Source organism: Sulfolobus acidocaldarius SUSAZ, assembly GCA_000508305.1.
Taxonomy (GTDB): Archaea; Thermoproteota; Thermoprotei_A; order Sulfolobales; family Sulfolobaceae; genus Sulfolobus; species Sulfolobus acidocaldarius_A.
The window spans coordinates 1,155,518-1,181,418 of sequence record CP006977.1; the positions used below are offsets into that span (position 1 = coordinate 1,155,518).

A 25,901-nucleotide genomic window follows, 5' to 3' on the forward strand; every position below is an offset into this window, starting at 1 on the left:
TTAAAGTTTTATTCCTTGTTAACACCATATGAAAAGGATTATATTAAGCAGAAATCATTTTCTATCTATTTTAAAATTAAAAGTTAATTACTAAAAGGTAACTTAATTCCTTTTTTACTAAAGCGTTAATGATTATATCTGACATGAAAGCGTTATTCTTCGAAAAGAGTGGTTTAAATAACCTAAAATTTGGGAATATGAAAGAACCTGAGATAGGTGCACATGATGTATTAATAAGAGTTAAAATGACAGGAGTAAACCCTATAGATTACTTCGTTGTGGAGGGAATACCAGTAGAGCCACTACCACATATTCCAGGAGCAGAAATTTACGGAGAAATCGTAAAAGTAGGAGAACATGCTAAATCAGTAAAGCCAGGAGACAAAGTAGTAGTATATAATAGAGTATTTGATGGAGAGTGTGACTTCTGCCTTGCCGGGATGGAAATGTTATGTAGAAATGGTGGAATAATTAGTGTTATAACAAATGGTGGATTCTCAGAATATTTTGCTGTACCAGAAAAGAACGTATTTAAAGTTAACTTACCTGATGAAGTAGCTGCAAGTCTACCCGTTGCAGCTTTGACCTCTTATCATGCATTAAAGGAAGCAAACGTTAAACCAACAGATGTTGTAGTAGTATTTGGAGCCTCAGGTAACACAGGACAATTTGCATTACAATTAGCTAGAAAGATGGGTGCCATAACAATAGCTGTAAGCAGAAAACAGTGGGTTAAGGATTTTGCTGATTATGTTATCGACTACGAAAATGCTGAAAATAAGATTAAAGATTTAACAGGTGGGAAATTAGCTGATGTAGTAATTAATTCTGTTGGAACGTCAGTATGGGACTTAAGCCTAAAAGTACTAGGAGTGAATGGTAGACTAGTGTTCTTCGGTGGACTTACGGGATTTGAAGGAAAAATAAATATCTCAGAACTATATGGAAAGCACCAAAAGTTAATAGGAACTACTGGAGGAAGCAGAAAAGAAATGGCAGAACTTATCTCGTTATGTAAAGACTGCAAAGTAAAGGTATCTAAGGTATATAATCTTGAAGATGGTAAAGAAGCCCTTGCAAGTATTATGAAAAATAGAGATGGCAGATCAATGATTAAAATCTCTTAAATATAAACCTACAAACTTTTTTACTGTTCTTCTTTCTGAACCATAAAAAATCAAATTTCTGACAACTCTTATTTTATGAACGATCTAAGTACAAAGTTTATATAAAGTCTTAAGGAAATGTTAGTTTATGGACCCGTAGCTCAGCCAGGACAGAGCGCTGGCCTTCGGAGCCAGTGGTCCCGGGTTCAAATCCCGGCGGGTCCGTTGTGGGGATACCAACATCCCCAAATCCATCTTTCAATTTGATTTAACTCTCGGCGACGTCAATTAAGGGACCAACGTAAGTTTTCCTTATGTCACAGCACACATTCTCTACCTTACACATATAATACCGCTCTTTTATTTCACGTATAATATAGTCGTCATATTTATAACGAGGCTTTTTATTCGCCATTTTCACGTTCCGTATTATGGTTACCAATTAGCGTTTATAAGTATTTGGTAACGCGTAAAAAGTTACAAGATCAAGTGTGGAGTTGAAAGTTGGCGTTAAAAACTACTCATTAGTAATACTAAAAATACTAAAAATATGCACAGTAACCATTACAATTTTATTGAGTGAACTGGGGAGTAAAAACCTCGTAAAATACCAAAATTTTACAAACTCGTGACTCATTATTTAGAAATTAATAGTACGCAAACTTCCTCTTCATAACTTATTATCTTGTTCCACGAATCAAAAAGTATAATCTAACGTCTCACTTTCTGTAATATTAGGAAAAATATAGTTTTAATTCGAATTTTTTACATCCTACTGAGAGGCTTTATCCCTAATGGATTAAGACCATTATATAATACCCTCTCAATTCCCTTAACAATAAATAGTCTTGTAATCCTTTTCCTATAATCAGGCTCTTGTAGTACTCTTTCAAAATTATACCATCTATTAAAGACATCAGCTGTTCTTCTTAGAAAGTCAATTAGATCTTCAGGTCTTAATTCATCTATGGCTTTATTAAAAGTCTCTGGAAATCTTGCTATTAGCAAGAGAAGACGTCTTTTATCTCCAATTAAATCTGACAAATCTGCATCATTGAGTTTTATTTCGTCCTGATTTTTAGCTAATATATTGTAAGCTCTAGCATAGGTATATTGGAGATATGGGCCGCTGTTCTGTTCAAAATCTACTATGTTATTAATATTAAATGTTACAGGTTTATTTGAAGCAACAGATAATATTGCGTATCTTATCGCTGAATTAACTATATCTCTCAAATTAGATATATCGCCAGACTTCTCCTCAATTTTCTTTTTTGCTACTTCGCTTACCTTTTCAATTACATCGTCTAATGAAATAAATCTCCCTAATCTTCCGCTCATTCTCATACCTTGAAGATTTACCATACCATACGAGTAATGTACCAAATTTTGGGCTAATCTCTCATATCCTAAAAGGTAAAGTGATGCTCGTAATTGCATCTGAGGAATTGATTGTTGTTCAGCTATCACGTTAATTACAGTATCTGCTTTGAAATCCGAGAATTTTTTCACAGTATATGCAATGTCCCTAGTTGTGTACAATGATGTTCCGTCTGATCTAGTTAAAACTAATGGTGGTAATTTCAAACCTTTCGGTATGTTAAGAATTTCCTTTATTTTCTCGTTAATATCTTCGAGTTCGAGAGCCTTAGTTCCCTTATAGTCTTTAGCAATTTGGAATGCCTTACTCAAAACCTCGTCTACCATACCACTCCATAATAACTCACTTTCGTAATCATATACATCAAAACTGATTTCTAACTTATCGAGACTTTCCCTAAATCCGTCCAAATTTAAATTAACGATCTTTCTCACAATCTGCTTAATTTTCGGATCATCGCCTTTCTCATAACTCTTTATAATTTTTTGGATTTCACTTTCTACATCAGGAATTGAGTTTATTGCATCTGCTAATTTATCAAAGAATTCAGGGTTTCTTTCTCTTAATGATTGAGCAGTAGCTACAAGTTCATCAAGCCTGTTTATTTTATCTTTATAAGTATCAGGATCTAAATCTTTCTTAAGTTCCTCTTTTAATTCCCTTATTTCTATTATAACATTCGTGATAGAGTAGATTAGCCCAAACCAATGATCAACTTTGGGTGATGGCTCAGGTTCACCTAAAAGAATATATCCTAATGTTAGTATTGCAACTTGTCTTCCCGCATCATTAACATAAAATCTTCTATTTACATCATGCCCTCTTATCTTAAGCATTCTTGATATCGTATCACCTAATATTGAATTTCTCAGATGACCTATATGTAAAGGATGTATAGGATTAGCACTAGTGTGTTCCACTACAATTCTTTTTGGATTCTCAGTTTTTTCCACTCCGTAATTATCCTGCATTTCAGTGAAGAGTAATTTGAATAGTTCCTTCTCGTCGATAAAGGCATTTACATATATTCCTGTTTTTCTTACCTCTTTTATTAATTTTCCACGGGAAAACGTTACTTCGGTTCTAACATTTAGTTTTAATGAGGGTAAGGGTAATGATATATCTCCTAATTCCTCCCTAGGAGGATATTCTATGGTTTTAAATATTGCATCTTTGCTAATACCCAATCCATTAGCAACAATTTCACAAAATTCCTCTTTTACACTTCTTATAGGATTCACAACTGTGCATAAGCCACTGTGTTTATATCTTTTTTTATTCTAACTTACTAATCATGAAAAGGGCTGAAATATTAATAGTAAATAATATAATAAATAGTGCTAAAATCGATGAAAATGTGGTTAGAGAAATATTAGATAAAATAAATGATGTAGATAACATTGTCATAAATAGAATAACCATTCCTAGCTATGAGGAAAATAATAACCTGTTAGGTGTTCATGTAATAGTGAGAGAGGTTGCAGAAACGTAATATATGCCCATACTTTAAAAATAGCTACTGTACATCACCTATACTTGATAGTCCTACAGACTCTGTGACCAGTTCTAACAGGTGTATGGGTAATTTTAGATCATGCAGGTATTATGTGGCGAGGGACGAAGACAGTGAAGAAGGGCTAAACAAGTATGTAATAGAGGATAGTCAAATAGAACAAGAAATCTCGTTTTATAATAAGATAAACATATTGGATACTCCATTGGATAGTGAGTGTAAATATTTTCAGTTAGTTAGAACAGAAAAGGGATTAGTTGCGCATTGTAAAGTTCTGGGAAGAGTCTTAACCATATCACAAGCAGTTTTATGTAATAAAGAGTGGGAAGATTGTCCCTTTAGAAACTTAGCCTAACTTAGCATACTTTCCGTCTTCCATTAGGGTAACCATATTTTTTTCCGCTAAATCAGATAAGGCTTTCCTTATCTTATCTTCGCTAGCAATTCCAGATAAAGCAGAATGAAGTTCCTTCAAGTTCATTGGCTTATCCTTAAGTAAATCTAATATTATTTCTTTTAACTCCTCTTCATTTGGGGCTGTCATTACAACAACTTCTTTGTCTGAATAAAGAACTTTTAGTTTTCGTTCCACATTAGTTAATATTTTGTCGTCTTCAGCCTTACTTGATGCTTTTTTACCTCTTCTACTCATAGACGACATGAACCTACACTCTCTTACTTTTTACAATATGAATTATAATCTATATACCTTAAAAGTATTCATGAAGAGTGAAAAGACATTACTAATTACAACTTATATATGACAATATAAAATTACATATATTAGGCGACATAATTGGGAGAGCCCGACTTCTTAAGGCATATAGTCACAAAAGTTTTAACACCTACTACACTGGATGTAAAAAGATTAGATGAGGCTAGGAAACTACTTGCTAAAGCAGAGGCTAAATACAATTTTTCCTCTTATGGAGGAGAACCAGAAAAATTAGCCGATTATTTGCTCAGTCCAGATTTTATCAACCTAGTTTTCATTATAGGTGTGAACTTATCTAAAAAATTACTTCTTATAGTAAATGAAAGTTATAATAATCAGAAAATAAAAGATGCAGTTAACAAAATACTTGAAGAATTAGATGGTTATTCTGGTGAAGAAACAAATCAACTTATGATGTATAAATGAGAGAATGTAAAATAAAAAATAATAATATACCATATTTACTCTAATGAAGGTGCGCCAGGAGTTTCTGCTCCTGCTCCCTCTCCACCTTCTTTCTTACCTTTTTCAGTCTTCAGTGCAGATGCAGCTACTAAATCATCGATCTTCAATATTGCAGTAGCAGCCTCTACAGCACTCTTTAGTACCTGAGATTTTACTCTCACTGGTTCTATTACGTTAATCTTCATCATATCATCCACAATCTTACCATTAACTGCATCAATACCAGAATTCACTAATCCTTTTGCATGTCTAGCTCTTAGATCCATTAAAGCCTGAATAGGTTCCATTCCTGCTGTTTCAGCTAATATCATAGGAATTTCTTCTAATGCTTCAGCAAATTTCTCTATGGCTAACTGCTCTTTGCCACCAACAGATCTTGCATACTCTCTTAGCCTCAAGGCTAACTCTGACTCAACTGCACCGCCACCTGCAACTATCATTGGCTTCATTAGAACATTTCTTAATGAATGTAGGGCATCATTAAGACTCCTTTCTGCTTCGTCTAAAGCCATATCGTTGGATCCCCTCAATAAGATGTTGACAGCTCTTGGATTCTTTGCACCTTCAATAAATACCATCTTGTCATTTCCTATTCTTCTTTCTTCAACTAGTTCAGCATATCCTAAATCCTCTGGTGTAGCATCCTTAATACTACTAATAATTCTAGCTCCTAATGCTTTTTCTAATTTCTCTATGTCACTCCTCTTAACTCTTCTAACAGCTAATATTCCCTTCTTTGCAAGGAAGTGCTGGGCTACATCATCAATTCCTTTCTGGCAGATGACTACATTTGCTCCAATTGAAGCTAGCTTGTCTACCATCTCCTTGAGATATCTAGCCTCTTCGTCAAGGAAAGACTTTATCTGCTCAGGACTAGTTATGCTGATTTTTGCAGATATTTCTGGCTTTTCAACCTCTAAAGCTGCATCTAATACAGCAATTTTTGCCTTTTCTACTCTTCTTGGCATTCCTGCATGTACTACTTCTTTGTCTAGGACAAGACCATGAACTAAAATACTATCCTCAATACTTCCTCCTTTCTTCTTATCAATCTTTATTAAGTCAAGAGGTACATTATATGTGCCGTCTGGTCTCTTCTCTGCAATTATAGTGATTGCATCTATCACAAGATCAATTATTTTATCTATTTCCTCTGCTCCTCCAGCTATGAACTTGCTGGACATTGTAGTTGATACAATCTTCTTTAATTGAGCCTTTGCATTGGGAGAACTTAAGTCATTTACGTCTATTTTTAGAGATAATTGGTCAATGATTTCCAAAGCCTTAGTCAAAGCTTTCTTATAACCATCTATGACTATGGTTGGATGAACATTCTGCTCTAAAAGTTCCTCTGCCTTATCTAACAATAAACCTGCCAATACTACTGCAGATGTTGTACCATCTCCCACTTCAGCATCCTGAGCCTTTGCTGCCTCTACTAGTAATTTTGCTGCAGGATGCTGAATTTCCATTTCTTTGACTATAGTTGCACCATCGTTAGTTATAGTCACATCTCCAAAACTGTCTATCAACATTTTGTCTAAGCCTCTAGGTCCTAAGCTACTCTTTAACATTTCGGCTAAAGTTACAGCAGCTAAAATGTTATTCCTTAAAGCATCTCTACCACTGCTTCTTGAAGTACCCTCCTTAAATAGGAGAACTGGACCAGCCATTTGAGACACCGTTTCTGGTTTGCATTAGAATCGGTTATATATAAATTTTTCTCTTAAGTAGTTTCAAGAATATATCGCTGTTTACACATAAATTTTTGACTTTCAAAAGAGATAAGGCTTAGTATGGATTTATGCCAGAGATGTGGAAAGAGGGAGTACTTCACAGTTATTGGTGGAAGAAAACTATGTTCTATGTGCGGAAAGGACGAAATAGTAAAAAGAGTAAGGAAAGAGATGCATCAATCTAAACTCTTTAATTACAATGACCGTGTAGCTATAATAAGCCCAGAACCGCTCCAGCAAATATCTGATATAGTTGAATCAATAATAGGTAAAGCGTTTTATAGAGTAAACTTAAAGATAGAAAAAGTCGAAATTTCGATTTCGAATTATAATTATATAAATGAGTATATCTGGAATTTGCTTTTGGAAAGTAAAAAATTATCAGATTATAAAATAAAGGTTCTTCCTTTTACATCTAACTTTTTCTTGGCATATATGTTAGAATCAATATCTATATCTGATTACTCTTATCTGAGCTTGTTCAACCCCTACAGTATAATTGATACAACAATCATATTCATACCACTATATTCGACTCCTATTCAAGAGATAGAATGTTTCTCCAAAATTGATTATAATAAAATCAAATTTAAGGATGAACTCTTCAATACTATATTTGATTGGGTTAACCAGCAGTTGAGAGAAAATTATGAACTCTTTCATACATACTTTAATACGATCAATCTGTTTAGGACTGATAATAAATGTAAGAACTGCGGGGCTTATATCAACTCTGGGCAGGAATATTGTGAGCGGTGTAAAACTTATTTAGCTTCTCCTTCTCATCTTTATTTAAAATAACCTCAAACACTAGAGATAAATCTGAACTTTTCGATTTACCTGGAGGAATCACTCCATCCCAGCTGTAATAGAAGTATCCCTTTGTAAGAATTTCCCTAAATCCCTCCTTATCAAATTCATAATAATCCTGGAGAACTGAAATTACTCCTATTATTTCCTTTAATTGTTTCATTGAGATTACTGATTTACAAATATAACAAGATAAATCTGGCATTATTGAATTAAATCCACATTTTGGACATTTAACCGGGGAGTTAATTCCATAAGTAGCCCATGTTGACCTCAAAATATCTTCTAAGTCTTTCCTGTTCAAATGGTTGCACTTCTCATATAGCCATGGTCCTAAATCCTTAATTGCAGACTTTATATTGAATACGACAAAGTCCAGCTGGTCATTAGTAAGTTTTTCAGGATTGACTACCCTTAGTAATTTGACTGCAAGGAATTCCATTAATGCTTCTTTATTGGCTAATAACCTATTGATTATAGTCCTTGATTTAGGCTTACTTTTTACCTCCCCAACAGCTGCGGAAAATGGTTCCTTAATTAACTCTTTGAAACCTTCTCTATCTAGGTTAAGATATGCTATTCCTAATGAGTTTATGACCTCATCTAAATATTCGTCTAATAGTTCTAAAGGATTTACGTACTTCTCCTTAGTGGATTTTTTCTTAGTAGATTTAGTTTTTTCCTCCTCTGCACTATTCTCCTTACTCTTCTCCTCTTCCTGTTTTTTACGTTTAGGCAATTTATCCCCTATGTTATTCCTGATTATTTAAAAACATCTTTTAAACTGTATGTGATAAATCAAGATAATCCATCGGAAGCATTTTACCTTTTGATACTATGTCATTATATTTTTTCTCCAAATCTTCTATAAATACAGGACAATTTTCAAATCTACCTTCTCTAGTGCATTTGGCACCGCCTAGAGTTAGGAAGCAAATACTGGACTTCCTGTCGTAATGTGGACATAATTTATGGTAAGTTTTTGCACTTTTTATCATTTTTTCGATCCATTGTTTTTTATGATCTTTCTTTTCAGCTTCTTTCTCGGCTTTTGCCAATACCTTATTCATCTCATCTTCAGATATTTTTGAGGATCTTGTTGAGCTTGTCAAACTTTCCACCACAATAGGATTAATTTTATGCAAACAGTAAAATAGATTACTACTACAACTACTAAAAGTATTTTGGTAGATGGTATAAAAACTATTTCCAGAGTTTGTATAAAGTTTTAAGCTTATTAGCATAAAGTAACGTGGTTTAAACTTGAGTTGTAGTAGAAGATATTATGGTAGCAAAATAAGTGTTTTAACACTCATTTAACTTATCTTTTAAGGACTGTGTAAAACCTATCCTGAGACCCAATTTAGGATCATGATACAAATAGAGAATTCTTTTAGTTTGTAATTTTCTTAAAACTCTGAATAACCAACCACTATCAGCTCCATATTCTTCTTGAAGTTGATCTAAATATACATAAGTAGCTCCCCACTCTTTATATTTCTTCAATAAGAAAGAGACCAAATCTTTCTCATCTGCGTCTAATTTTTCTAGTACTTCTTCGATACAAACCTCAGGTTCCTTATTTTGTCGTTTATTTATATCTTGACTGGTTTGTTGGTCAATAAACGACAAAAATTCTTTTCTATCCTTGTTATCTTTTTTCTTTGTTTTGTCATTTATTGTCTGTTTAACCTTTTCATTGTATAATTCTTTCGCTATTGCAAGATATTCAGTAAATTTAGTGTTGTTTTTACTCTCTAAGATCTCTTTAGCTAAATCTTCCCCTATTCTTGACAAGTGCCATCTTCCCGCTTCCTGATATACAAGACCTTTTTTCCTCCAATAACTCAGATAACTACTTACGTATTTGGTATCAAGGTTCAGATTTGTGGCAATCTCTGAAGTTCTGAGGGGTCTGGCGAGAAGGAGTATCATCACAGCTTCCATAAGTTTAGACCTAGGACCGCTCTTAAGGATCTTCTCTTCAATCGTTGTGATGTCAATCTCGCTATCTTCTTTGGGCATCAGTTACTATTATGCAAACTAAAATATAATATACTCCAAATTATACTCCATGAGTATTTCCAAAATCTTCTAATTAGGTAATATTACATATTTTAATAGGTTTAAATTCGTTATAACCAATTATTACTTTATATATCCCTAAGAACTTCTTATCTACTTCGGGATCCCCTGTATCTATCCTCAAACACTCAAATGTTTGTAATTTTCTTCTTGAGGAGATCACTATTATATCATCCTTATTTACTCTCTTTAACACTCCTGGTCCTATCTCTTGATTTCCTCTACCCAGCAAAAATCCTTGACCACCAATAGGTGTAACTATAAGTTTTAACTCCCCGGTTAAACTTAACAGATCATTATAACTAACACAACTTCCTATCAGTTTATTCCGAATTACTACGTCTGTACAAAGGAAATTTGTCTCATAACCTAACCTCTTCATAATGTACTTAGTTGTAGAACCTGGACCTATTATGAAAACTGCCTCCGGATGGTTCTGAAATACATTATCCAATAGATAGTCTGTTATCTCGTTTAATTCCTCCTGTTCTGAGTATATTTCTGTCTTACTAGGTGTTAAATACGTAGAAAAAGATATGGTTTTAGCATAACCGTATAACTTCACATCGTACTTTCCTTTTCGATATTGTTCTTCGTCTATATCCAATATCTCAGCATTAACTATTTCCACTCTTTCATTAATTAGCTCTCTAATTAAGTGCCCTGCATCTTCTGGTGTATTAGCGAAAATCCCACTATGCATCTTTACACCTGTAGGTATACCAAGTAGTAGCTTTTTGTCCTTTACAACACTGTATATGTCTCTAGCTGTACCGTCTCCACCGGCAAACACAATTATTTTGCATTCTAGTTCTAAAAACATCTTTGAAGCTTCGATAGTATTTTGTCTTGTTGTGGGATCGCCTATGTGGATATTTATCACACTAAATTTAAAGTCGTGTTTTTTAAGAAAGACTTCACCCATAATTCCAGGAGGTACTATAAATTTAACCTGTTTTGGTATTGTAGAAAGGAATCTTTCCATTTTTGAGTGTATCTCTGGATTATAAAACCTTAAATCGTCACTACCCTTATGTCCTATTCTTCCTCCGCTTCCTGCTACAGGGTTCACTAGTAAACAAATTGTTTCGTTCATAGGTGTATATTGAGTAGTGTAAAAATTATCTTATATGCTAAATGTATATCTTGTGGTTCAAAAAGAATAATTAATGAATTACTGGGAATATTTGAAAATTTCTCTACTAGCTCTGTTTTTAATCTCTTGATTTCTTCACTTTCATCAAATGTTTTAGGTGGTAATTCAATTTGATTATCATTTTTGACTGCAATTAATATTTTAGACGCACCTAATTTAATTAAATTGTCTCTGAGATCCAAAATTCCTATTTTGTTTAGTATGTTCATGCCATTTAGGATTACAACGCCATTTACTTTCCATTGTATACTATATATCATAACATTTTCTAGTATAACTGTTCTTTTATGTAAATATTCTAAAAGTTTTTTACCCTTATCTGTGATAAATATCCCAGCAACTCTATCCACCTCCACAAATTCAAGTTCTCTCAGTCTTCTTATCATGGTTCTTATGGATGCTTCTGACAGGGACAACATACGCGTTAATAATTGTCTTCCAATTGGCTGATGTTTATTTATGGTATCCAAAGCTATTAGCACGTGGGCTTCATCGAAGTTAGGTCTGTTTCCCTTCTTTGGTTCAATAACCTTCAAAAGCGATATTATTTCTTCCACGTTTTTATAGTAGCGTATTTAAAAATAAAAATATGTTAAAGGGTAAAAGCCTACTAACGTTGTTGGATTTCTCGAATTATGAGATAGAAAGTATTATAAATCTATCATTCTCCATGAAGAGCTCTGTTAATTTAAACAATGTTCCTAAAACTTTAGAAAATAAAAAGATAGCTCTAATTTTTGAGAAGCCGAGTACTAGGACCAGAATAAGTACTGAGTTAGCTGTAAAGCTTCTTGGGGGTACTAGTATAGTCTTGTCTAAATCAGATATTCAACTAGGAAGAGGAGAAACTGTAGAAGATACTGCTAGAGTTCTAGGAAGATATGTGGATGGCATAGGAGCACGAGTTTTAAATCATAATAGCCTTGAAATATTATCAAAATATTCTCAGAAGCCTGTCATAAATCTGTTGAGTGATCTATCCCATCCCTTACAAGCGCTAACTGATTTTATGACTGTCAAAGAGAGATTTGGTACGTACACAAACATGGCATTTATAGGAGATGGAGCGGACAACGTACTAACAAGCCTTATGGAGTTTGTGTCTAAGATGGGCTTAGAATTAAGGGTAGCTAGTCCAAAGGAGTTTAGACCAAAGCAAGAGATATGGCGTAGAATAGAAGAAGAGAGTGAAAAAAGTGGTGCGATCATAGAGTTTTATGAAGATCCTTATGAGGCTGTAAGGGGAGTGAAGGTGGTTTATACGGATGTATGGGTAAGTATGGGGCAGGAGAGTATAGCAGAAGAGAAGAAAAAGAAGTTGAAAGACTACAAAGTAACCAGAGATTTAATGAGATATGCCAGTAAAGACGCAATTTTTATGCATTGCTTACCTGCAGTTAGAGGTGAGGAAGTCGAGGATGATGTAATAGACGGTCATCAAAGTGCTGTATGGGATCAGGCTGAGAACAGACTTTATACTGCTATGGCTGCGCTTTCTCTATTTATTTAAAAAGAAACTCATCTATTCTTCTTTGACCAATTATTTTCTTTATACTCTTAAGACCCAATAAGTTGATTTTATCATTAGCTTTCAGGTTTGTGTTTACGTACTTTAATGACTCTTCTATCGTATCAAAGGTTTTGGGTTTATTTTCTAATGCTCTTTTTACAGTCTCTCTTATGTGCCAATTACCTACTGGTGCAAAGTAGTCTTTAGTTATCTCCCTTATTATTATAATACCAGCTTGTCTTCTTCTCTTATATAGTTTTTCTATTACTGAAAATCTAGCTGCAATGTATCCACCATCTAGAGAGTCATATTCACCCCAGTAATTCTCAGATAATTCGCTTATAATTAATTCCGTGGTCCATAAAGATAATGGGTGCCATATTTCTATCCAAGTGGAGTTATGTGAAGAAGGATACAGAATTATATGAAAATAATTGCCTAAATAAGATCCATAATAGTACTCTACATTATCTATTGTGTCTAGAGTTCTAATATTATCTAAAAGATAATTGCCTACAATCTGATCTACTGCTGTTATGCTCCACCTTGTCGGCACTAATTTCCTGTTTCTTTTAAGTCCTAGAAAACCAAGAGAGAAAGCACTTATAATCCTATAGTAGTTTTCATTGTCTAAGTAAAGCTTAATTACGCTTTCTTCTGCTTTAAGGTCATCAAATATAAGTTTTTGAATTGTTCTGGGCACTTTAGGATTTTCACTGACTTTTATTGACTGAACAGTAAGAGATGGTCCTCTGGGTATTAAAATACCATCAAATTTAAGTTTAGGAACTATTTTCCCAGAACTATCTGTTTCTGAAACTACAGGTTTTTCAGATATTCCAGCTAGAGATATTTCCTTTTCGTATAATTTGTACGGGTCTCTAACATTTAGCCCGCCTAATATTGTTGAAATTAGGGAACTTCTTATTGATATTATGTCATTAAGGCTCTTTCTTGCCCACCAGCCCTCTGGATTCTCGTAATCTTTCGCTTCTTCTCCTATAACGCCAGGTGGTATATTATAAATCAGAGATACTTTCGGGTAATTTTTTTCTCCAATTAAAATGCTAGGGGGCGTAGATCCCTCTATTTTATTATTGATTATTATTTTACTTACAGTACTTGTTACATTTTTGAACCTTTCAAGTATTGGACATATTGATAAGCCACATAAATATTTATGTCCCTTGCACTTGATACATAACTCTGCTGGTATTTTTGGCAATTTTTAGTTTCCTCAAAATACTCCATTCAATAATCTTAATCTTAGCTTTTATGTTCAAACCTAAAGGACTAATTTCTATTTTGCTCTTTCTTATATGCTCTAGTATGTTATCAATATTGAACTCTGATATATCTTTGAAATAATTATATGCCGAGCCTAATGCCTGTATGACATGGGCATCACTGTTTGCAAGACCAGGCAGGTTCAAATTTTTAGATACCGCTAATGCCTTATCATTGGCATTTTTAGGTGCCTTGGAGTTATACACTTCAATTGCATTAAACTTATATTCGTAAACCTGTTTTCCTATGCCTGCTCTAAATATATCGAAAGGATGGGATGGAAAGACTATACAGTTATTATCCTTTGCGTAATCTACTAATTTTGCTATTTCTCTAGGTGGAGAAGGAGGAAAATTACATAAAATTACAACATGTCCGAATTCTGTAGTAACTTCCTGTCCTGGTATAACTGGATAATCTTTAACTGTATAATAACCCTTAGAGGTGTCGTGGTCAGTTAGTGCTATAGCATCTAAGCCAATTCTTAAAGCATATTTTATTATATTTAGGGGTGATTCTCTTCCATCACTAAAAAAAGAGTGTACATGAAAATCAATTTTCATATATAGCCCAGCTCTTTCATAAGCTCAACTGTTAATACTGTAATCCCTGCTGCTCCTCTTATTAAGTTGTCACCTAGAATAACCAGCCTTAACACGTTATTTTCATATCTCACTCTACCTACTGAAACTGCCATACCATTTTCTGCTATCACATCTATCATAGGTTGGGGTCTATCCTCTTCTTCTCTTATTATTAATGGTGTTTTTGGAGCAGTAGGGAGTCTTTTTTGTTGTGGTAAAGATTTGAAATTTTTAAGAGCATACTTAATTTCCTCAATACTAACTTTTTGATCTGTAATTAGGTTTATGACACCCATGTGACCGACCTTTATTGGAACTCTTATGGTGGTCGCTGTAACGTCTAAATTTGCTAGTTCTAACTTTTGGTTAATTACTTTGCCGTTCAGTTTAGTTAACTCTTTGGCTATTTTATCCTCCTCCCCTTTAATATAAGGAATCACGTTTCCATCCATTGCCATAAAGGATAAGCCATTATATCCAGCACCACTTACAGACTGCAAAGTTGTGATTAAAATCTTAGATTTTGTTGCTATTTCTAGTAGTGGCTTTATGGGCATTGATAGAATTGCTGCGGTGCAGTTTGGGTTTTTAATTAAAAATCCCTTCCATCCTTTTCTCTGTTGTTGTGCTTTAAGAAGTTCTAGATGTTCCCAATTAACTTCTGGGTTAATGAGAGGCACGTCTGAATCCATTCTATAGGGGCTTGCGTTAGATATAACTATCTTTCCGTTTTTAACCAATTCCAGCTCTGCTCCTTCAGCTATATCATTTGGTAATGCAGATAATACTACATCTACGTCTTTGTGATCTTCATAACTAGTTGAGACAACTGGAAGATTCCTTATGTTTTCTGGTATATCGCCTGTTTCTATCCACTTTACAGAATCTTGATATCTTTTACCAACTTTGTTAGGCGAGGCACTTACTTTAACTAACTCTAAGTAAGGATGGCTTGCAAGTATTTTTACCATCTTTTGTCCTACCATTCCAGTCGAGCCAAGTAGTGACACTTTTAATTTATCGACCAATTTACTACCACCTCATGAAGTTCTTTTGAAATGCTATCTAATTCTTTTTTGTCTACTATAAATGTTATACTTACTCCTTTCAAACCTCTTGATACAAATATTGGATTATATGATGATGCTTTTGACAACACTTTACTCGAAATTTCTTTATTTCTTAACCCACACCCCACTATGCTTACTGCACCTACCTCAGATAGTTCTATATTCTTAATTAAACCTGATAATTGACTAAGTCTTTCTACGAATTTTTTCTGATCCTTCTGATCAACTACAAATTGTATAGTGGTTTCAGAAGCAGGCTGGGAAAGAGCTATAATGTTTACGTTTGCATTTTTGGCTTCTGATGTTATTGTTGATGCAGAACCTATTTTTCCTACTATTCTGGTACTTTCAATAGTTATAAGACTTAAGCCTTCTTTAGTTGTAATTCCCTTTAATCCATCTTTACTTGTGCATAACCCTTCTATAATAGTACATCCTTCTTCATAAAGTCCTTCAATAATTACTTTCATGTTAGCATCAAAAAGAGGATCAAATGTTCTAGGATGTAGTTTCTTAGCACCCAGCTGTGATAATTCTATTGCCTCTTCCAATGATAATCTTTGTATAGTTACTGAATTACTAATTTTTCTAGGATCTGCAGTCATTATCCCTGGAACTTCTGTAACCAATCTTACTTCCTTTGCATCTACTAGCTTTCCAATCAATGTTGCCGTATAGTCGCTTCCTCCTCTACCAATCGTAGTATATCTGTTATTCTTACTTTTACCTATAAAGCCAGGTAACACAACTATTTTTTGTTGACTTTCTTCCAATTTTTTAGACAATAACTCCTTAGAGTCTTCTAATAACACATTTGCCTCACTATAATTCTCGTCGGTAACTATTGGCGGTTCTATTAAGTTATTTACGCTAAACCTTCTGGTTCTTAAAAATGAAGATAGAAGAATTACTGCTAATCTTTCTCCGAAAGATAGAATATAATCTTTTACCCTAGGTGTGGCTTCATCTAATACCCTTATTGACCATGCTATTCTATATAATTCGTCTACCAGCCTTGATATATCTCTAAATGCCTTTTCAAATTCAATTCCATCAACTAGCTTTGACAAGAGTTTTATGTGTTTATCATATATTTCTGTGACCTTATCAACTGCTTTATCAGTCTCATTTATTACTGAAGTAAGTTGATCTGTAACTCCCTTAATTGCTGAAGTTACAATTAGGGTTCTGTTCTCGTCACTGTATTTGGAGATTTTGTCAGCTATCAATTCATAATCTTTTTCGTCCTTCTGGATTGAACCACCAATTTTTATTACTTTTATCATATTTGATCACCTAAAATAACTTGATCTATATGTTCAGGATTCACCAGAATACGTTTAGTTTCTGCTTTTATCATTATATCCGGATCTTTTAGGGCATGTCCTGTTAGAATTACAACGCTTTTCTCATTTTCTTCTATCTTCTTTGATGACAAGAGCTTCAAATATCCAGCATATGCTGCAGCAGATGCAGGTTCAGCCCCTACTCCCTCTCTTCTAGCCAATTCTTGTTGAGCAGTTATAATCTCGTTATCAGATACATACACTGCGAATCCTTTACTTGACTTCATTGCTTTTATGGCTTTTTTCCAATTAACCGGTTTACCTATTCTTATTGCTGAAGCTATCGTATCAGGGGAGTCTACGAATTCTGGTTGCTCAAGTCCTTTTTCTAGTGCCTTAGCTATTGGGGCCGCACCTTCCGCTTGTATTCCTATCATTCTAGGAACTTTATCTATTAAGCCTTCTTCTAGGAGTTCATTAAATCCTTTCCATATCGCATAAATATTTCCAGCATTCCCTACTGGTACTATTACATTATCAGGGACTCCTATGTCTTCCACTATCTCATATGCTATAGTTTTTTGACCTTCTAATCTCCAGGGATTAAACGAGTTTAGTGGGTAAACTATTTTGTGGTCTCTATAAAGTTTCATAACACTATTCATTGCTATATCGAAGCTTCCGTCAACTTCTATTATTACAGTACCATACAATATAGACTGTGCTAACTTTCCTAATGCTACTTTTCCTTTAGGTAAAACTATGAAACTCTTTAAACCCGCTCTGCTTGAATAGGCGGCTGCTGATGCTGCAGTATTTCCTGTAGAAGCCGCAACAACTATTTTATAATTTAGAGATAATGCAGAACTAATCGCTACTGTCATTCCTCTATCTTTAAAACTTCCTGTGGGATTTGCTCCTTCAAACTTGAAATATGTCTGACCGTATTTTCTGGATTTTATTAAGGGTGTATTGCCCTCATCTAAGGTTACAATTTTATCATATTCCCCTGCTATAACATCTTTATATCTCCATACTCCTCTTCCCTTTAATTTTCTAAGGTCAAACTCACTAGGGAACTCAATTTTTATCTCTAATAATCCTCCACATGAGGGGCAAGTTATTATGTCTTGTCTTAATTCACTTAACTCATACCCACAGTCTAAACATTTCATATGTCCTTTCTTGTTTCCAACAACAAATCACCACACTAACGGTAGCTCATTTTAAATTCGAAAATATAAGCTTTTACCCTCGCTCTTTAACATATATAGTAATGGGGTTCAAGGATTTAAGAGAATATATTGAATTTCTTAGGAGAAATAAGAATATTTTAGAGATTAGTGATGAAGTCTCCACGGAATTAGAGATAGCCTATCTAACCAGAGAAGCCACATATTCTAAAATGCCTGCATTACTATTTACTAATGTTAAAAATTTCCCAGAATGGAAAGTAATTACTAATATTTTTAATTCACTTAATGTCTTCTATGACATTTTTGGATCTAATAAACTCGAAGAAATTTCTGGTAAATTTCTTGATGAGTTTTTAGGTCAGTTACCTACAACGTTCTTTGAGAAGATACGAAGCTTTGCTGAGATGAGTAAGTTAGGAAAGGTCTTTCCTAAATCTAAAAAGCCGGTTTTTGAACTGCATGAAGAGTATTCACTTGATAAGTTTCCAGCTCTAAGAACATGGCCCAAAGACGCTGGAAGGTACTTTACTTTCTCTATCACTATTACAAAGGATCCTGATACAGAGGTACATAACTTAAGTGTCTACAGAATTCAACTAGTTAACCAGAAAGAAGCTATAGTACATTGGCAAGCATTTAAAAGAGGAAGTATCACAGCCAATAAATATCTGAAAAAGGGGATAACAAAGGTTCCTGTAGCAATAGTCAACGGTGTTGATCCTATAACTACGTTTGTCGCAGCATCTCCTGTTCCTCCTGGTCTTGATAAATATTTATTTGCTGGTATCCTCAGACAAGAAGGGGTAGAAGTAACCCGTTTAGATAACGGAATTTTGGTTCCAGCTAATGCTGAATCAGTAATAGAAGGATATGTTGATTTGAACGATGTGAGATTAGAGGGTCCATTCGGTGACCATTTGGGATATTATACTCCAGCAGACTTTTACCCCACATTGAAAGTCGAAAGAATTTATGTCAGGGATCAGCCAATATTTCACGCCACATCAGTTGGTAAACCACCTTTAGAAGACGCATGGATTGGAAGAGCAGTCGAAAGATTATTTCTACCTTTCCTCAAAATGATCGTACCAGAATTAGTTGATATGAATTTACCTGAATACGGTCTATTTACAGGTATTGGTATATTCTCTATTAGAAAAACTTATCCTGGGCAAGGAAAAAGGGCTATGATGGCATTATGGGGTGTGGGGCAATTGAGTTTACTGAAAATGATTATAGTTGTTGATGAAGATGTAAATGTACATGATATCAACCAGATACTCTACGCGATATCTAGCACAGTTGATCCCAAAAGAGATGTGCTAATTGTAGATAATGTATTGACAGACTCTTTGGATCATACGACTCCACATCCTCCTCTTGGTAGTAAAATAGGTATTGACGCTACAAGGAAATTCAGAGAGGAAGTTGGTAGGGAATGGCCAGAGGAGGTTTCGGATGATCCTGAAGTTGTGAAAAGGATGGAAAAGATTTTGAAAAAAATTAAAGATCAATATCCTCTCTCAAAGTAATGTCACTATCTTCAGATTTGTATACTATACTTACTCTTTTTAAAGTATCAAGTTTAAGAGGAATTCTAATTGATTTTTCTGGTTCAACCTCTTTTTCCAAATAGACTTCCTCCGTTATCAATTTAGGAAGTCTCTCCATTTCATAACCAAATGTAGTTACTTCATACGATAATGCCACTCTTCTGAGTAACACCTTTTTAGGAGTGTTATTAATTATCTCCAACTGGTTTTGTTTCTTCTCTAGTTTGAAAAGTCTCATTCAATTACCAATTTGGTTAGGAGTATTATAAATGTTTCCTTTTTTAAAGGTAAATCGGCGGAAGAATATACTACGAGATAAAAGATGGCAGATGTGAATGATTTTCTGAGAAATTGGGGAGGAAGGCAAGAGCCTACAATATCAGAAAAAATAAAGAATCTCTTTAAGTCACAACAGCCTTTAAGATATAGATTGGTAATGGCTAATTATAGATTGAGAACAACAATAAGCAGATTAGATGTTTATATTTCAAAATTACAGGAGAGAGATAGAAGCTTATTTGAGAAAGTGGTAGAGTCTCAGATTTCCAAAGATAGTGCAAGGGCTGCAATGTATGCTAATGAAATAGCAGAGATAAGGAAAATAACCAAACAGTTATTGACTACTGAAATAGCTCTAGAACAGGTGCAACTCAGATTAGAGACTATAACTGAAATAGGAGATATATTCACCTCCTTGGTTCCAGTTATTGGCGTTATAAGGGAATTGAGAAATGTGATGAAGGGTGTAATGCCTGAATTATCAATAGAGTTGGCTGATTTAGAAGAAGGTCTGCAGGAGGTAGTGTTAGAGGCTGGTGAATTCACTGGAGCTAGAGTTGACTTTGCAACCTCTTCTCCAGAGGCGAGAAAGATCTTAGACGAAGCCTCAGCTGTAGCAGAGCAGAGAATGAAGGAGAAATTCCCATCTTTACCATCATTTGCAACTTCGGTGGATCAAAAAACAAACGCAAATCAAAAATAAATTCAATAATGAGATTTTTTGATATGTCAGAAACTTTTTTTAATATATAAGTAGGAAATATTTATGGGAACTATTTTGGATTCTTCACTTATAGAGGGGGAGCTTGTCCTAGATCTCAAAAATGTATCAAAAGATATGATTGACGTAGTAGGGGGGAAGGCTGCTAATTTAGGGGAGTTATTATCACTGGGTATAAGAGTACCTCCAGGTTTTGTAATAACTTCAAATGCGTTCAGATATTTCCTAAAATATAATGGATTATATGATGTTATAAAAAATATATTTGAAAATGATAAAGACGAGAAAAAGGTTAGCGAGAAAGTAAAAAGTCTTATTTTAAATGCAGAAATACCTCCAGATCTAAAGAAAGCTATATCTGATGCGTATGAACAACTAGAAAAAATATCTAATAAGGAAGTTCTTGTCGCCGTAAGATCTTCTGCTACGGTAGAGGATATCGAGGAGGCAAGCTTTGCGGGCCAACAGGATACCTATCTTAACGTAAGTAAAAATGATTTATTCAATTACATTAAGAAAGTCTGGGCTAGTTTACATAATGAAAGGGCTATCTCTTATAGAAATGCAAAAGGCATAGATCACTTATCAGCCCATATGGCTGTGGTAGTACAAAAAATGGTTAATGCTAAAGCTGCAGGGGTAATGTTCACGTTACATCCTTCAACTGGTGACACAAATTATGTGATTATAGAGTCTAATTGGGGTCTTGGGGAAAGCGTGGTAGGAGGCAAAGTTACTCCCGACGAAATAGTAATAGATAAATCTACGCTTCAAATAGTTCAGAAGCGTATATCTCATAAGACAATTAAAGTCACATATGATAAGCAGATGAAGAAAAACGTTGAGTTAAAGTTAGATGAGAATGAAGCCAATTCTATTTCTATAACTGAAGAGGAGGCTAAAGAATTAGCTAAACTGGCTCTTAAAGTTGAACAGCATTATGAAAGGCCTATGGATATTGAATGGGCTATAGATAGTGATATTAAATTTCCAGAAAATATATTCTTGCTTCAAGCCAGACCGGAAACATACTGGTCTTCTAAGCAAGTTAAACCCAAAGAAGAAGTGTTAGTTAAAGCATCTGTTGGAAAAATACTGACTAAAGGATTACCTGCTAGTCCTGGAATAGCATATGGTAGGGCTAGAGTGATACTGGATATTAAAGATGCTGGATCTTTCAATCAGGGAGAGATCTTAGTGACCAGAATGACTGATCCAGATTGGGTTCCACTAATGAAAATAGCTTCTGGAATAGTCACAGATGAGGGCGGAATGACAAGCCATGCGGCAATAGTATCAAGAGAATTAGGTATTCCAGCTGTAGTAGGTACGGGAAATGCTACAAATAATATTAAAGATGGGCAACAGATTACTATAGATGCTTTTAGGGGTATAGTATATGAAGGAAAAATAGAGTTTGAAGAAGAGGTTAAGGAAAAGCAAACTGTAAGTGGAATTTCTGGTATCTCAAAGGAAACAATATTGAGTTTATACCCGATAACAGCAACTAAGATTTACATGAATCTTGGGCAACCAGATGTGATAAATAAATACTTGGACTTACCATTCGACGGAATTGGTCTTATGAGAATCGAGTTTATAGTTAGTGAATGGATTAAATATCATCCCTTATACCTGATAAAAAATGGTAAACCTGAAGTATTTGTGGATAAACTAGCAGAGGGCATTAGTATAGTAGCTTCAGCAATATATCCAAGACCACTAGTAGTTAGATTTTCTGATTTTAAGACCAATGAGTACAAGAGGCTATATGGTGGAGATGAGTTTGAACCTGATGAGAGAAACCCCATGTTAGGATGGAGGGGTGTTTCAAGATACATAAGTAAGCAATACGAACCTGCGTTCAGATTGGAGGTTAAAGCAATTAGGAAAGTTAGAGAAGAAATGGGTTTAAAGAATGTTTGGGTTATGTTCCCATTTGTGAGAACGTCATGGGAGTTGAAGAAAGCAATTGAAATAATGGAGGATGAGGGTCTAAGGAGGAATCAAGAGTTTAAGGTATGGATAATGGCTGAAGTACCCTCTGTAGTAATATTGGCAGATGAGTTTTCAAAAATAGTCGATGGATATAGTATTGGAAGTAATGATTTGGCTCAATTAACCTTAGGTGTAGATAGGGACTCTGATTTATTAGCAAGAATGGGATACTATGACGAGAGAGATCCTGCTGTTCTTAAAGGTATAAAGACTCTAATTTCTGTAGCGCATAAGTATGGCAGGACTGTATCTATATGTGGTCAAGCTCCTAGTGTATATCCTGAGGTTGTTGAGTTTCTCGTTCGTGCTGGTATAGATAGTATAAGTGTTAATCCGGATGCAGTAATAAATGTGAGGAGACAGGTAGCCTCAGTAGAACAAAAAATATTATTAGAGGGATTATCGAAGAACAAGAGAAAATCTTGAGCTAATGAATATAACAATTTTTACAATATCTTCTTACGCCATCATTATATCCAACACATTTTTCACAAATAATTTTTCCACACTTCTCACATTTACCTATTGACAACTTTTCACCACATACTTCACATAAACTCATTTCACATACTTTACAAATATTCTTCTCTTCATTAAAATCTAGTTTACAAACATTTCTTCCGCATATTTTACATTCGAAAGTTCCTATTTCCTCTTCACATATTTCACATTTCAATGAACTTTCTAAACCACCTATAAGCTTCTTCATCATCTTTCGCCTGAATAGGAGGATGTTTAAAGTAAAATGCTGATAGCTCTACTAAAGGACCTCCTATTCCTCTATCAAGTGCTACTTTTACACCTCTTATCGCGTCAACTAATACTGCTGCTGCATTTGATTTATCGTCTACCTCTAGCATTGCCTCTACTTTTACAGGCATTCCAGCAAACCCAGATCCTTTCGTATATATGTATGCTACCTTAGTGTTTCCAAGGAACGGAATATAGTCTGAGGGACCTATTCTTATTCTTCCTTCTCTCTCAAGGTAGTCATTCTCTAGGGTACTTGTTACAGCTTTAGTTTTGCTTATTCTCTTCGTATAGAGCCTTTCTTCAGTTTTCATATTTAAGAAATCTGTATTTCCTCCAACATTTAATTGATAAGTCTCTTCCACCTTAACCCCTCTAAGTCTGAATAATGATGTTAATGTCCTGTGAAGTATTGTTGCACCTACTTGCCCCTTTATGTCATCTCCAGCTAACGGTAAATTCTTTTTCTGAAATAGTGTCGGAAATTCCTTTTTAGGATCGCTAGCTATGAATACAGGAATGGCATTTATAAATGCGACATTAGCTTCAAGGGCTGCTCTGGCATATGTTCTACTTGCTCTCTCGCTTCCTACAGGTAAAAGGTTTATTAATATTTCAGTTTTTGAGTCTTTAAGTTCCTGTATTACATTTTCTATTTTTGCATCATCTACTGGATTAAATACATCGATCATATGAGGGGCTACTCCATCTAAAACCGGTCCTGGGCTTACTTTTACCCCTTTCTTTTCCATATTCACAATTTTAGGTGTTATATTGGGTTTTTCGAATATTGCTTCAGTTATATCTTTTCCAACTTTATTTTTTGAAATATCAAATGCAGCAACTATTTCTATGTCTGTTATCTTGTATTTCCCTACAATAGGAGTTATAAGTCCCTCGTAGTAATTTTCTCCTCTTTGTTTATAATATTCTATTCCTTGAATTAACATAGAAGCAACATTGCCTAGTCCAGCGATAGCTACTTTAATCATACACTATTTATACAATGCAAGATGTTAAAATATATTGTGATGAGAGAATATATCTGAACGGTGAAGAAGTGGAGCGACTCTGAGGTGAAATTAATGGGTGGATTGAAGAGAATGTATGTCATAGTTCATGGTATAGTTCAAGGTGTAGGATATAGAAGATTTATTCAGATTCATGCAGCTAGATTAGGTATAAAAGGTTATGCTAAGAATCTGCCTGACGGGTCAGTGGAAATTTTGGCAGAGGGATATGAGGAGGCTCTATATAAACTCTTAGATCAGATAAAAAGAGGACCTCCACTATCTAAAGTTGAAAAAGTTGATGTAAAATTTGATGACTACACAGGGGAATTCGCTAGCTTTGACACATACTAAAATTTTTAAATAAGTTTAACATCTCTTCTTTACAGGTGCTTTTGTTGAGCCAATGGTAAATAGTTTCGATATAATTCCAAAGTATTGGTATAATATAATACCCGATCTCCCAAAACCATTACCCCCACCAAGAGATCCGCAAGACGCAGAGTTCTCAAGAATTGATCTTCTAAGAAAAATCCTCCCAAAGGAGGTATTGAGGCAAGAGTTTACCATAGAAAGGTTTGTAAAGATCCCTGATGAGGTTAGGGATAGATATATAAACATAGGTAGACCTACACCACTGATTAGAGCTAGGAGATTAGAAGAGTATTTGAAAACTCCAGCAAGGATTTATTTCAAATACGAGGGCGCAACACCAACTGGTTCTCATAAGATAAATACAGCAATACCTCAAGCATATTTTGCTGCAAATGAAGGAGTTTCTCATGTTACCACTGAAACCGGAGCTGGACAGTGGGGAACAGCAGTAGCTTTGGCTGCTTCCATGTATGATTTAGAGTCTACCATATTCATGGTCAGGGTAAGTTATGAGCACAAACCTATGAGAAGAACTATAATGGAATTATATGGTGCTAAGGTTCATGCAAGCCCTACTGATCTGACAGAGTTTGGTAGAAAAATTCTAAAGGAGAATTCACGTCATCCTGGGTCTTTAGGCATAGCCATGAGTGAGGCAATAGAGTACGCCCTGGAAAATAATTATAGGTATTTAGTTGGAAGTGTATTAGATGTAGTAATCCTGCACCAATCCATTATAGGTATGGAGTCTATTAATCAACTTGAGGCAATAGGAGAAGAACCAGATACCATAATAGGATGTGTTGGTGGAGGAAGTAATTTTGGTGGCTTTACATATCCGTTTATTGGTACCAAGAAGGGAAAGAAGTATATAGCTGTAGGTTCCTCAGAAGTGCCTAAATTCAGTAAAGGTAAATATGAATATGATTTCCCAGACTCCGCTGGACTATTGCCACTGGTAAAGATGATAACTTTAGGAAAGGATTTCATTCCTCCTCCTATATATTCAGGCGGACTTAGATATCACGGAGTTGCCCCAACCCTTAGTTTACTGGTGAAGGAGAAAGTGATTGAATGGCGCGAGTATACAGAAGAGGAGATATACAATTCAGCTAAAATCTTTATGAAGACTCAGGGTATAATTCCAGCACCTGAATCTGCTCATGCTATCAAGGCTGCAATTGATGAGGCACTAGAGGCTAAAAAAACCGATGATAAGAAGGTGATATTGGTTAACGTTAGTGGCCATGGGTTGTTAGATTTGAGCAACTATGAATCTATGAAAAATAGAGTGATGAAGAAATGAGTAAAAAGT

27 protein-coding genes and 1 tRNA gene are annotated in these 25,901 nt (G+C 34.7%); 12 read left to right on the forward strand and 16 right to left on the reverse strand.

The genetic code is table 11. From position 1 onward, the window contains the following. Window positions 1-143: 143 nt before the first annotated feature. Window positions 144-1,127 (forward strand): alcohol dehydrogenase, encoded by a 984-nt coding sequence (locus SUSAZ_06665; GenBank protein ID AHC51653.1) that lies wholly within the window; start codon window positions 144-146, stop codon window positions 1,125-1,127. Window positions 1,128-1,256: 129 nt separating this feature from the next. Then, a tRNA-Arg gene (locus SUSAZ_06670) sits at window positions 1,257-1,331 on the forward strand. 540 nt (window positions 1,332-1,871) lie between these two features. On the opposite strand, the gene SUSAZ_06675 is transcribed toward SUSAZ_06670, so the two are convergent. After that, on the reverse strand, window positions 1,872-3,728 hold the full coding sequence (locus SUSAZ_06675) for an arginyl-tRNA synthetase (GenBank protein ID AHC51654.1): 1,857 nt from the start codon (window positions 3,726-3,728) through the stop codon (window positions 1,872-1,874). A gap of 53 nt (window positions 3,729-3,781) precedes the next feature. Here SUSAZ_06675 and SUSAZ_06680 point away from each other — a divergent pair, with 53 nt between their 5' ends. Further along, window positions 3,782-3,979: a hypothetical protein gene (locus SUSAZ_06680; protein ID AHC51655.1), complete on the forward strand. Its 198-nt coding sequence runs from the start codon at window positions 3,782-3,784 to the stop codon at window positions 3,977-3,979. Beyond that, window positions 3,966-4,355, forward strand: coding sequence for a hypothetical protein (locus tag SUSAZ_06685; GenBank protein ID AHC51656.1), 390 nt, complete (start codon window positions 3,966-3,968; stop codon window positions 4,353-4,355). Before SUSAZ_06680 ends, SUSAZ_06685 begins: the two co-directional genes overlap by 14 nt. On the opposite strand, the gene SUSAZ_06690 is transcribed toward SUSAZ_06685, so the two are convergent. Then, a complete protein-coding gene (locus SUSAZ_06690) occupies window positions 4,347-4,661 on the reverse strand; it encodes a hypothetical protein (GenBank protein ID AHC51657.1) in 315 nt (104 codons plus the stop codon). The two genes, SUSAZ_06685 and SUSAZ_06690, sit on opposite strands and share 9 nt — an antisense overlap. A gap of 135 nt (window positions 4,662-4,796) precedes the next feature. Between SUSAZ_06690 and SUSAZ_06695 the strand changes: the two genes are divergently transcribed. Continuing rightward, entirely contained in the window at window positions 4,797-5,141 is a 345-nt protein-coding gene (locus SUSAZ_06695) for a hypothetical protein (protein AHC51658.1), read from the forward strand. Between the two features lie 35 nt (window positions 5,142-5,176). Here the strand turns inward: SUSAZ_06695 and SUSAZ_06700 are convergent, their stop codons facing one another. After that, window positions 5,177-6,853 carry a thermosome subunit gene (locus SUSAZ_06700; GenBank protein ID AHC51659.1) on the reverse strand — a complete coding sequence of 559 codons (1,677 nt, stop codon included), beginning with the start codon at window positions 6,851-6,853 and terminating at the stop codon, window positions 5,177-5,179. Window positions 6,854-6,976: 123 nt separating this feature from the next. Here SUSAZ_06700 and SUSAZ_06705 point away from each other — a divergent pair, with 123 nt between their 5' ends. After that, on the forward strand, window positions 6,977-7,717 hold the full coding sequence (locus SUSAZ_06705) for a hypothetical protein (protein AHC52530.1): 741 nt from the start codon (window positions 6,977-6,979) through the stop codon (window positions 7,715-7,717). Here SUSAZ_06705 and SUSAZ_06710 read toward each other — a convergent pair. The 5 genes from SUSAZ_06710 to SUSAZ_06730 form a co-directional block, all read right to left on the reverse strand. Next, the gene (locus SUSAZ_06710) at window positions 7,644-8,465 is read right to left on the reverse strand and encodes a hypothetical protein (protein ID AHC51660.1); all 822 of its coding nucleotides are present in this window, start codon (window positions 8,463-8,465) and stop codon (window positions 7,644-7,646) included. The two genes, SUSAZ_06705 and SUSAZ_06710, sit on opposite strands and share 74 nt — an antisense overlap. Before the next feature lie 40 nt (window positions 8,466-8,505). Further along, the gene (locus SUSAZ_06715) at window positions 8,506-8,838 is read right to left on the reverse strand and encodes a hypothetical protein (protein AHC51661.1); all 333 of its coding nucleotides are present in this window, start codon (window positions 8,836-8,838) and stop codon (window positions 8,506-8,508) included. Window positions 8,839-9,031: 193 nt separating this feature from the next. Then, complete coding sequence (locus SUSAZ_06720) at window positions 9,032-9,751, reverse strand: replication initiator protein WhiP, Cdt1-like protein (protein AHC51662.1); 720 nt, start codon at window positions 9,749-9,751, stop codon at window positions 9,032-9,034. A 73-nt stretch (window positions 9,752-9,824) separates the two neighbouring features. Next, window positions 9,825-10,907, reverse strand: a complete 1,083-nt coding sequence (locus SUSAZ_06725) for an ATP-NAD kinase (GenBank protein ID AHC51663.1) — start codon at window positions 10,905-10,907, stop codon at window positions 9,825-9,827. Further along, window positions 10,904-11,524 carry a hypothetical protein gene (locus SUSAZ_06730; GenBank protein AHC51664.1) on the reverse strand — a complete coding sequence of 207 codons (621 nt, stop codon included), beginning with the start codon at window positions 11,522-11,524 and terminating at the stop codon, window positions 10,904-10,906. Before SUSAZ_06730 ends, SUSAZ_06725 begins: the two co-directional genes overlap by 4 nt. Window positions 11,525-11,556: 32 nt before the next feature. Between SUSAZ_06730 and SUSAZ_06735 the strand changes: the two genes are divergently transcribed. Then, window positions 11,557-12,477: an ornithine carbamoyltransferase gene (locus SUSAZ_06735; protein AHC51665.1), complete on the forward strand. Its 921-nt coding sequence runs from the start codon at window positions 11,557-11,559 to the stop codon at window positions 12,475-12,477. On the opposite strand, the gene SUSAZ_06740 is transcribed toward SUSAZ_06735, so the two are convergent. The 5 genes from SUSAZ_06740 to SUSAZ_06760 are packed head-to-tail and all read right to left on the reverse strand — an operon-like array spanning window position 12,470 to window position 17,879. Further along, window positions 12,470-13,675: a hypothetical protein gene (locus SUSAZ_06740; GenBank protein ID AHC51666.1), complete on the reverse strand. Its 1,206-nt coding sequence runs from the start codon at window positions 13,673-13,675 to the stop codon at window positions 12,470-12,472. The two genes, SUSAZ_06735 and SUSAZ_06740, sit on opposite strands and share 8 nt — an antisense overlap. Further along, window positions 13,656-14,327, reverse strand: coding sequence for a phosphoesterase (locus SUSAZ_06745; GenBank protein ID AHC51667.1), 672 nt, complete (start codon window positions 14,325-14,327; stop codon window positions 13,656-13,658). The genes SUSAZ_06740 and SUSAZ_06745 overlap by 20 nt, the downstream gene beginning before the upstream one ends. Then, the gene (locus tag SUSAZ_06750; GenBank protein ID AHC51668.1) at window positions 14,324-15,376 is read right to left on the reverse strand and encodes an aspartate-semialdehyde dehydrogenase; all 1,053 of its coding nucleotides are present in this window, start codon (window positions 15,374-15,376) and stop codon (window positions 14,324-14,326) included. Before SUSAZ_06750 ends, SUSAZ_06745 begins: the two co-directional genes overlap by 4 nt. Continuing rightward, window positions 15,361-16,701 (reverse strand): aspartate kinase, encoded by a 1,341-nt coding sequence (locus SUSAZ_06755; GenBank protein AHC51669.1) that lies wholly within the window; start codon window positions 16,699-16,701, stop codon window positions 15,361-15,363. Before SUSAZ_06755 ends, SUSAZ_06750 begins: the two co-directional genes overlap by 16 nt. Next, on the reverse strand, window positions 16,701-17,879 hold the full coding sequence (locus tag SUSAZ_06760; protein AHC51670.1) for a threonine synthase: 1,179 nt from the start codon (window positions 17,877-17,879) through the stop codon (window positions 16,701-16,703). The genes SUSAZ_06755 and SUSAZ_06760 overlap by 1 nt, the downstream gene beginning before the upstream one ends. A gap of 101 nt (window positions 17,880-17,980) precedes the next feature. Here SUSAZ_06760 and SUSAZ_06765 point away from each other — a divergent pair, with 101 nt between their 5' ends. Continuing rightward, a complete protein-coding gene (locus SUSAZ_06765) occupies window positions 17,981-19,432 on the forward strand; it encodes a hypothetical protein (GenBank protein AHC51671.1) in 1,452 nt (483 codons plus the stop codon). On the opposite strand, the gene SUSAZ_06770 is transcribed toward SUSAZ_06765, so the two are convergent. Further along, complete coding sequence (locus SUSAZ_06770) at window positions 19,404-19,691, reverse strand: hypothetical protein (protein AHC52531.1); 288 nt, start codon at window positions 19,689-19,691, stop codon at window positions 19,404-19,406. The two genes, SUSAZ_06765 and SUSAZ_06770, sit on opposite strands and share 29 nt — an antisense overlap. A gap of 84 nt (window positions 19,692-19,775) precedes the next feature. Between SUSAZ_06770 and SUSAZ_06775 the strand changes: the two genes are divergently transcribed. Together SUSAZ_06775 and SUSAZ_06780 are read left to right on the forward strand one after the other, a co-directional pair. Further along, window positions 19,776-20,435 (forward strand): hypothetical protein, encoded by a 660-nt coding sequence (locus tag SUSAZ_06775; GenBank protein AHC51672.1) that lies wholly within the window; start codon window positions 19,776-19,778, stop codon window positions 20,433-20,435. A 63-nt stretch (window positions 20,436-20,498) separates the two neighbouring features. After that, window positions 20,499-22,877: a phosphoenolpyruvate synthase gene (locus SUSAZ_06780; protein AHC51673.1), complete on the forward strand. Its 2,379-nt coding sequence runs from the start codon at window positions 20,499-20,501 to the stop codon at window positions 22,875-22,877. A gap of 1 nt (window position 22,878) precedes the next feature. Here the strand turns inward: SUSAZ_06780 and SUSAZ_06785 are convergent, their stop codons facing one another. After that, on the reverse strand, window positions 22,879-23,127 hold the full coding sequence (locus tag SUSAZ_06785; GenBank protein AHC51674.1) for a hypothetical protein: 249 nt from the start codon (window positions 23,125-23,127) through the stop codon (window positions 22,879-22,881). Then, window positions 23,117-24,193: an inositol-3-phosphate synthase gene (locus SUSAZ_06790; GenBank protein AHC51675.1), complete on the reverse strand. Its 1,077-nt coding sequence runs from the start codon at window positions 24,191-24,193 to the stop codon at window positions 23,117-23,119. The genes SUSAZ_06785 and SUSAZ_06790 overlap by 11 nt, the downstream gene beginning before the upstream one ends. 102 nt (window positions 24,194-24,295) lie before the next feature. Here SUSAZ_06790 and SUSAZ_06795 point away from each other — a divergent pair, with 102 nt between their 5' ends. Continuing rightward, window positions 24,296-24,565, forward strand: coding sequence for an acylphosphatase (locus SUSAZ_06795; GenBank protein AHC51676.1), 270 nt, complete (start codon window positions 24,296-24,298; stop codon window positions 24,563-24,565). Between the two features lie 52 nt (window positions 24,566-24,617). Continuing rightward, complete coding sequence (locus SUSAZ_06800) at window positions 24,618-25,892, forward strand: tryptophan synthase subunit beta (GenBank protein ID AHC51677.1); 1,275 nt, start codon at window positions 24,618-24,620, stop codon at window positions 25,890-25,892. Window positions 25,893-25,901: the final 9 nt, after the last annotated feature.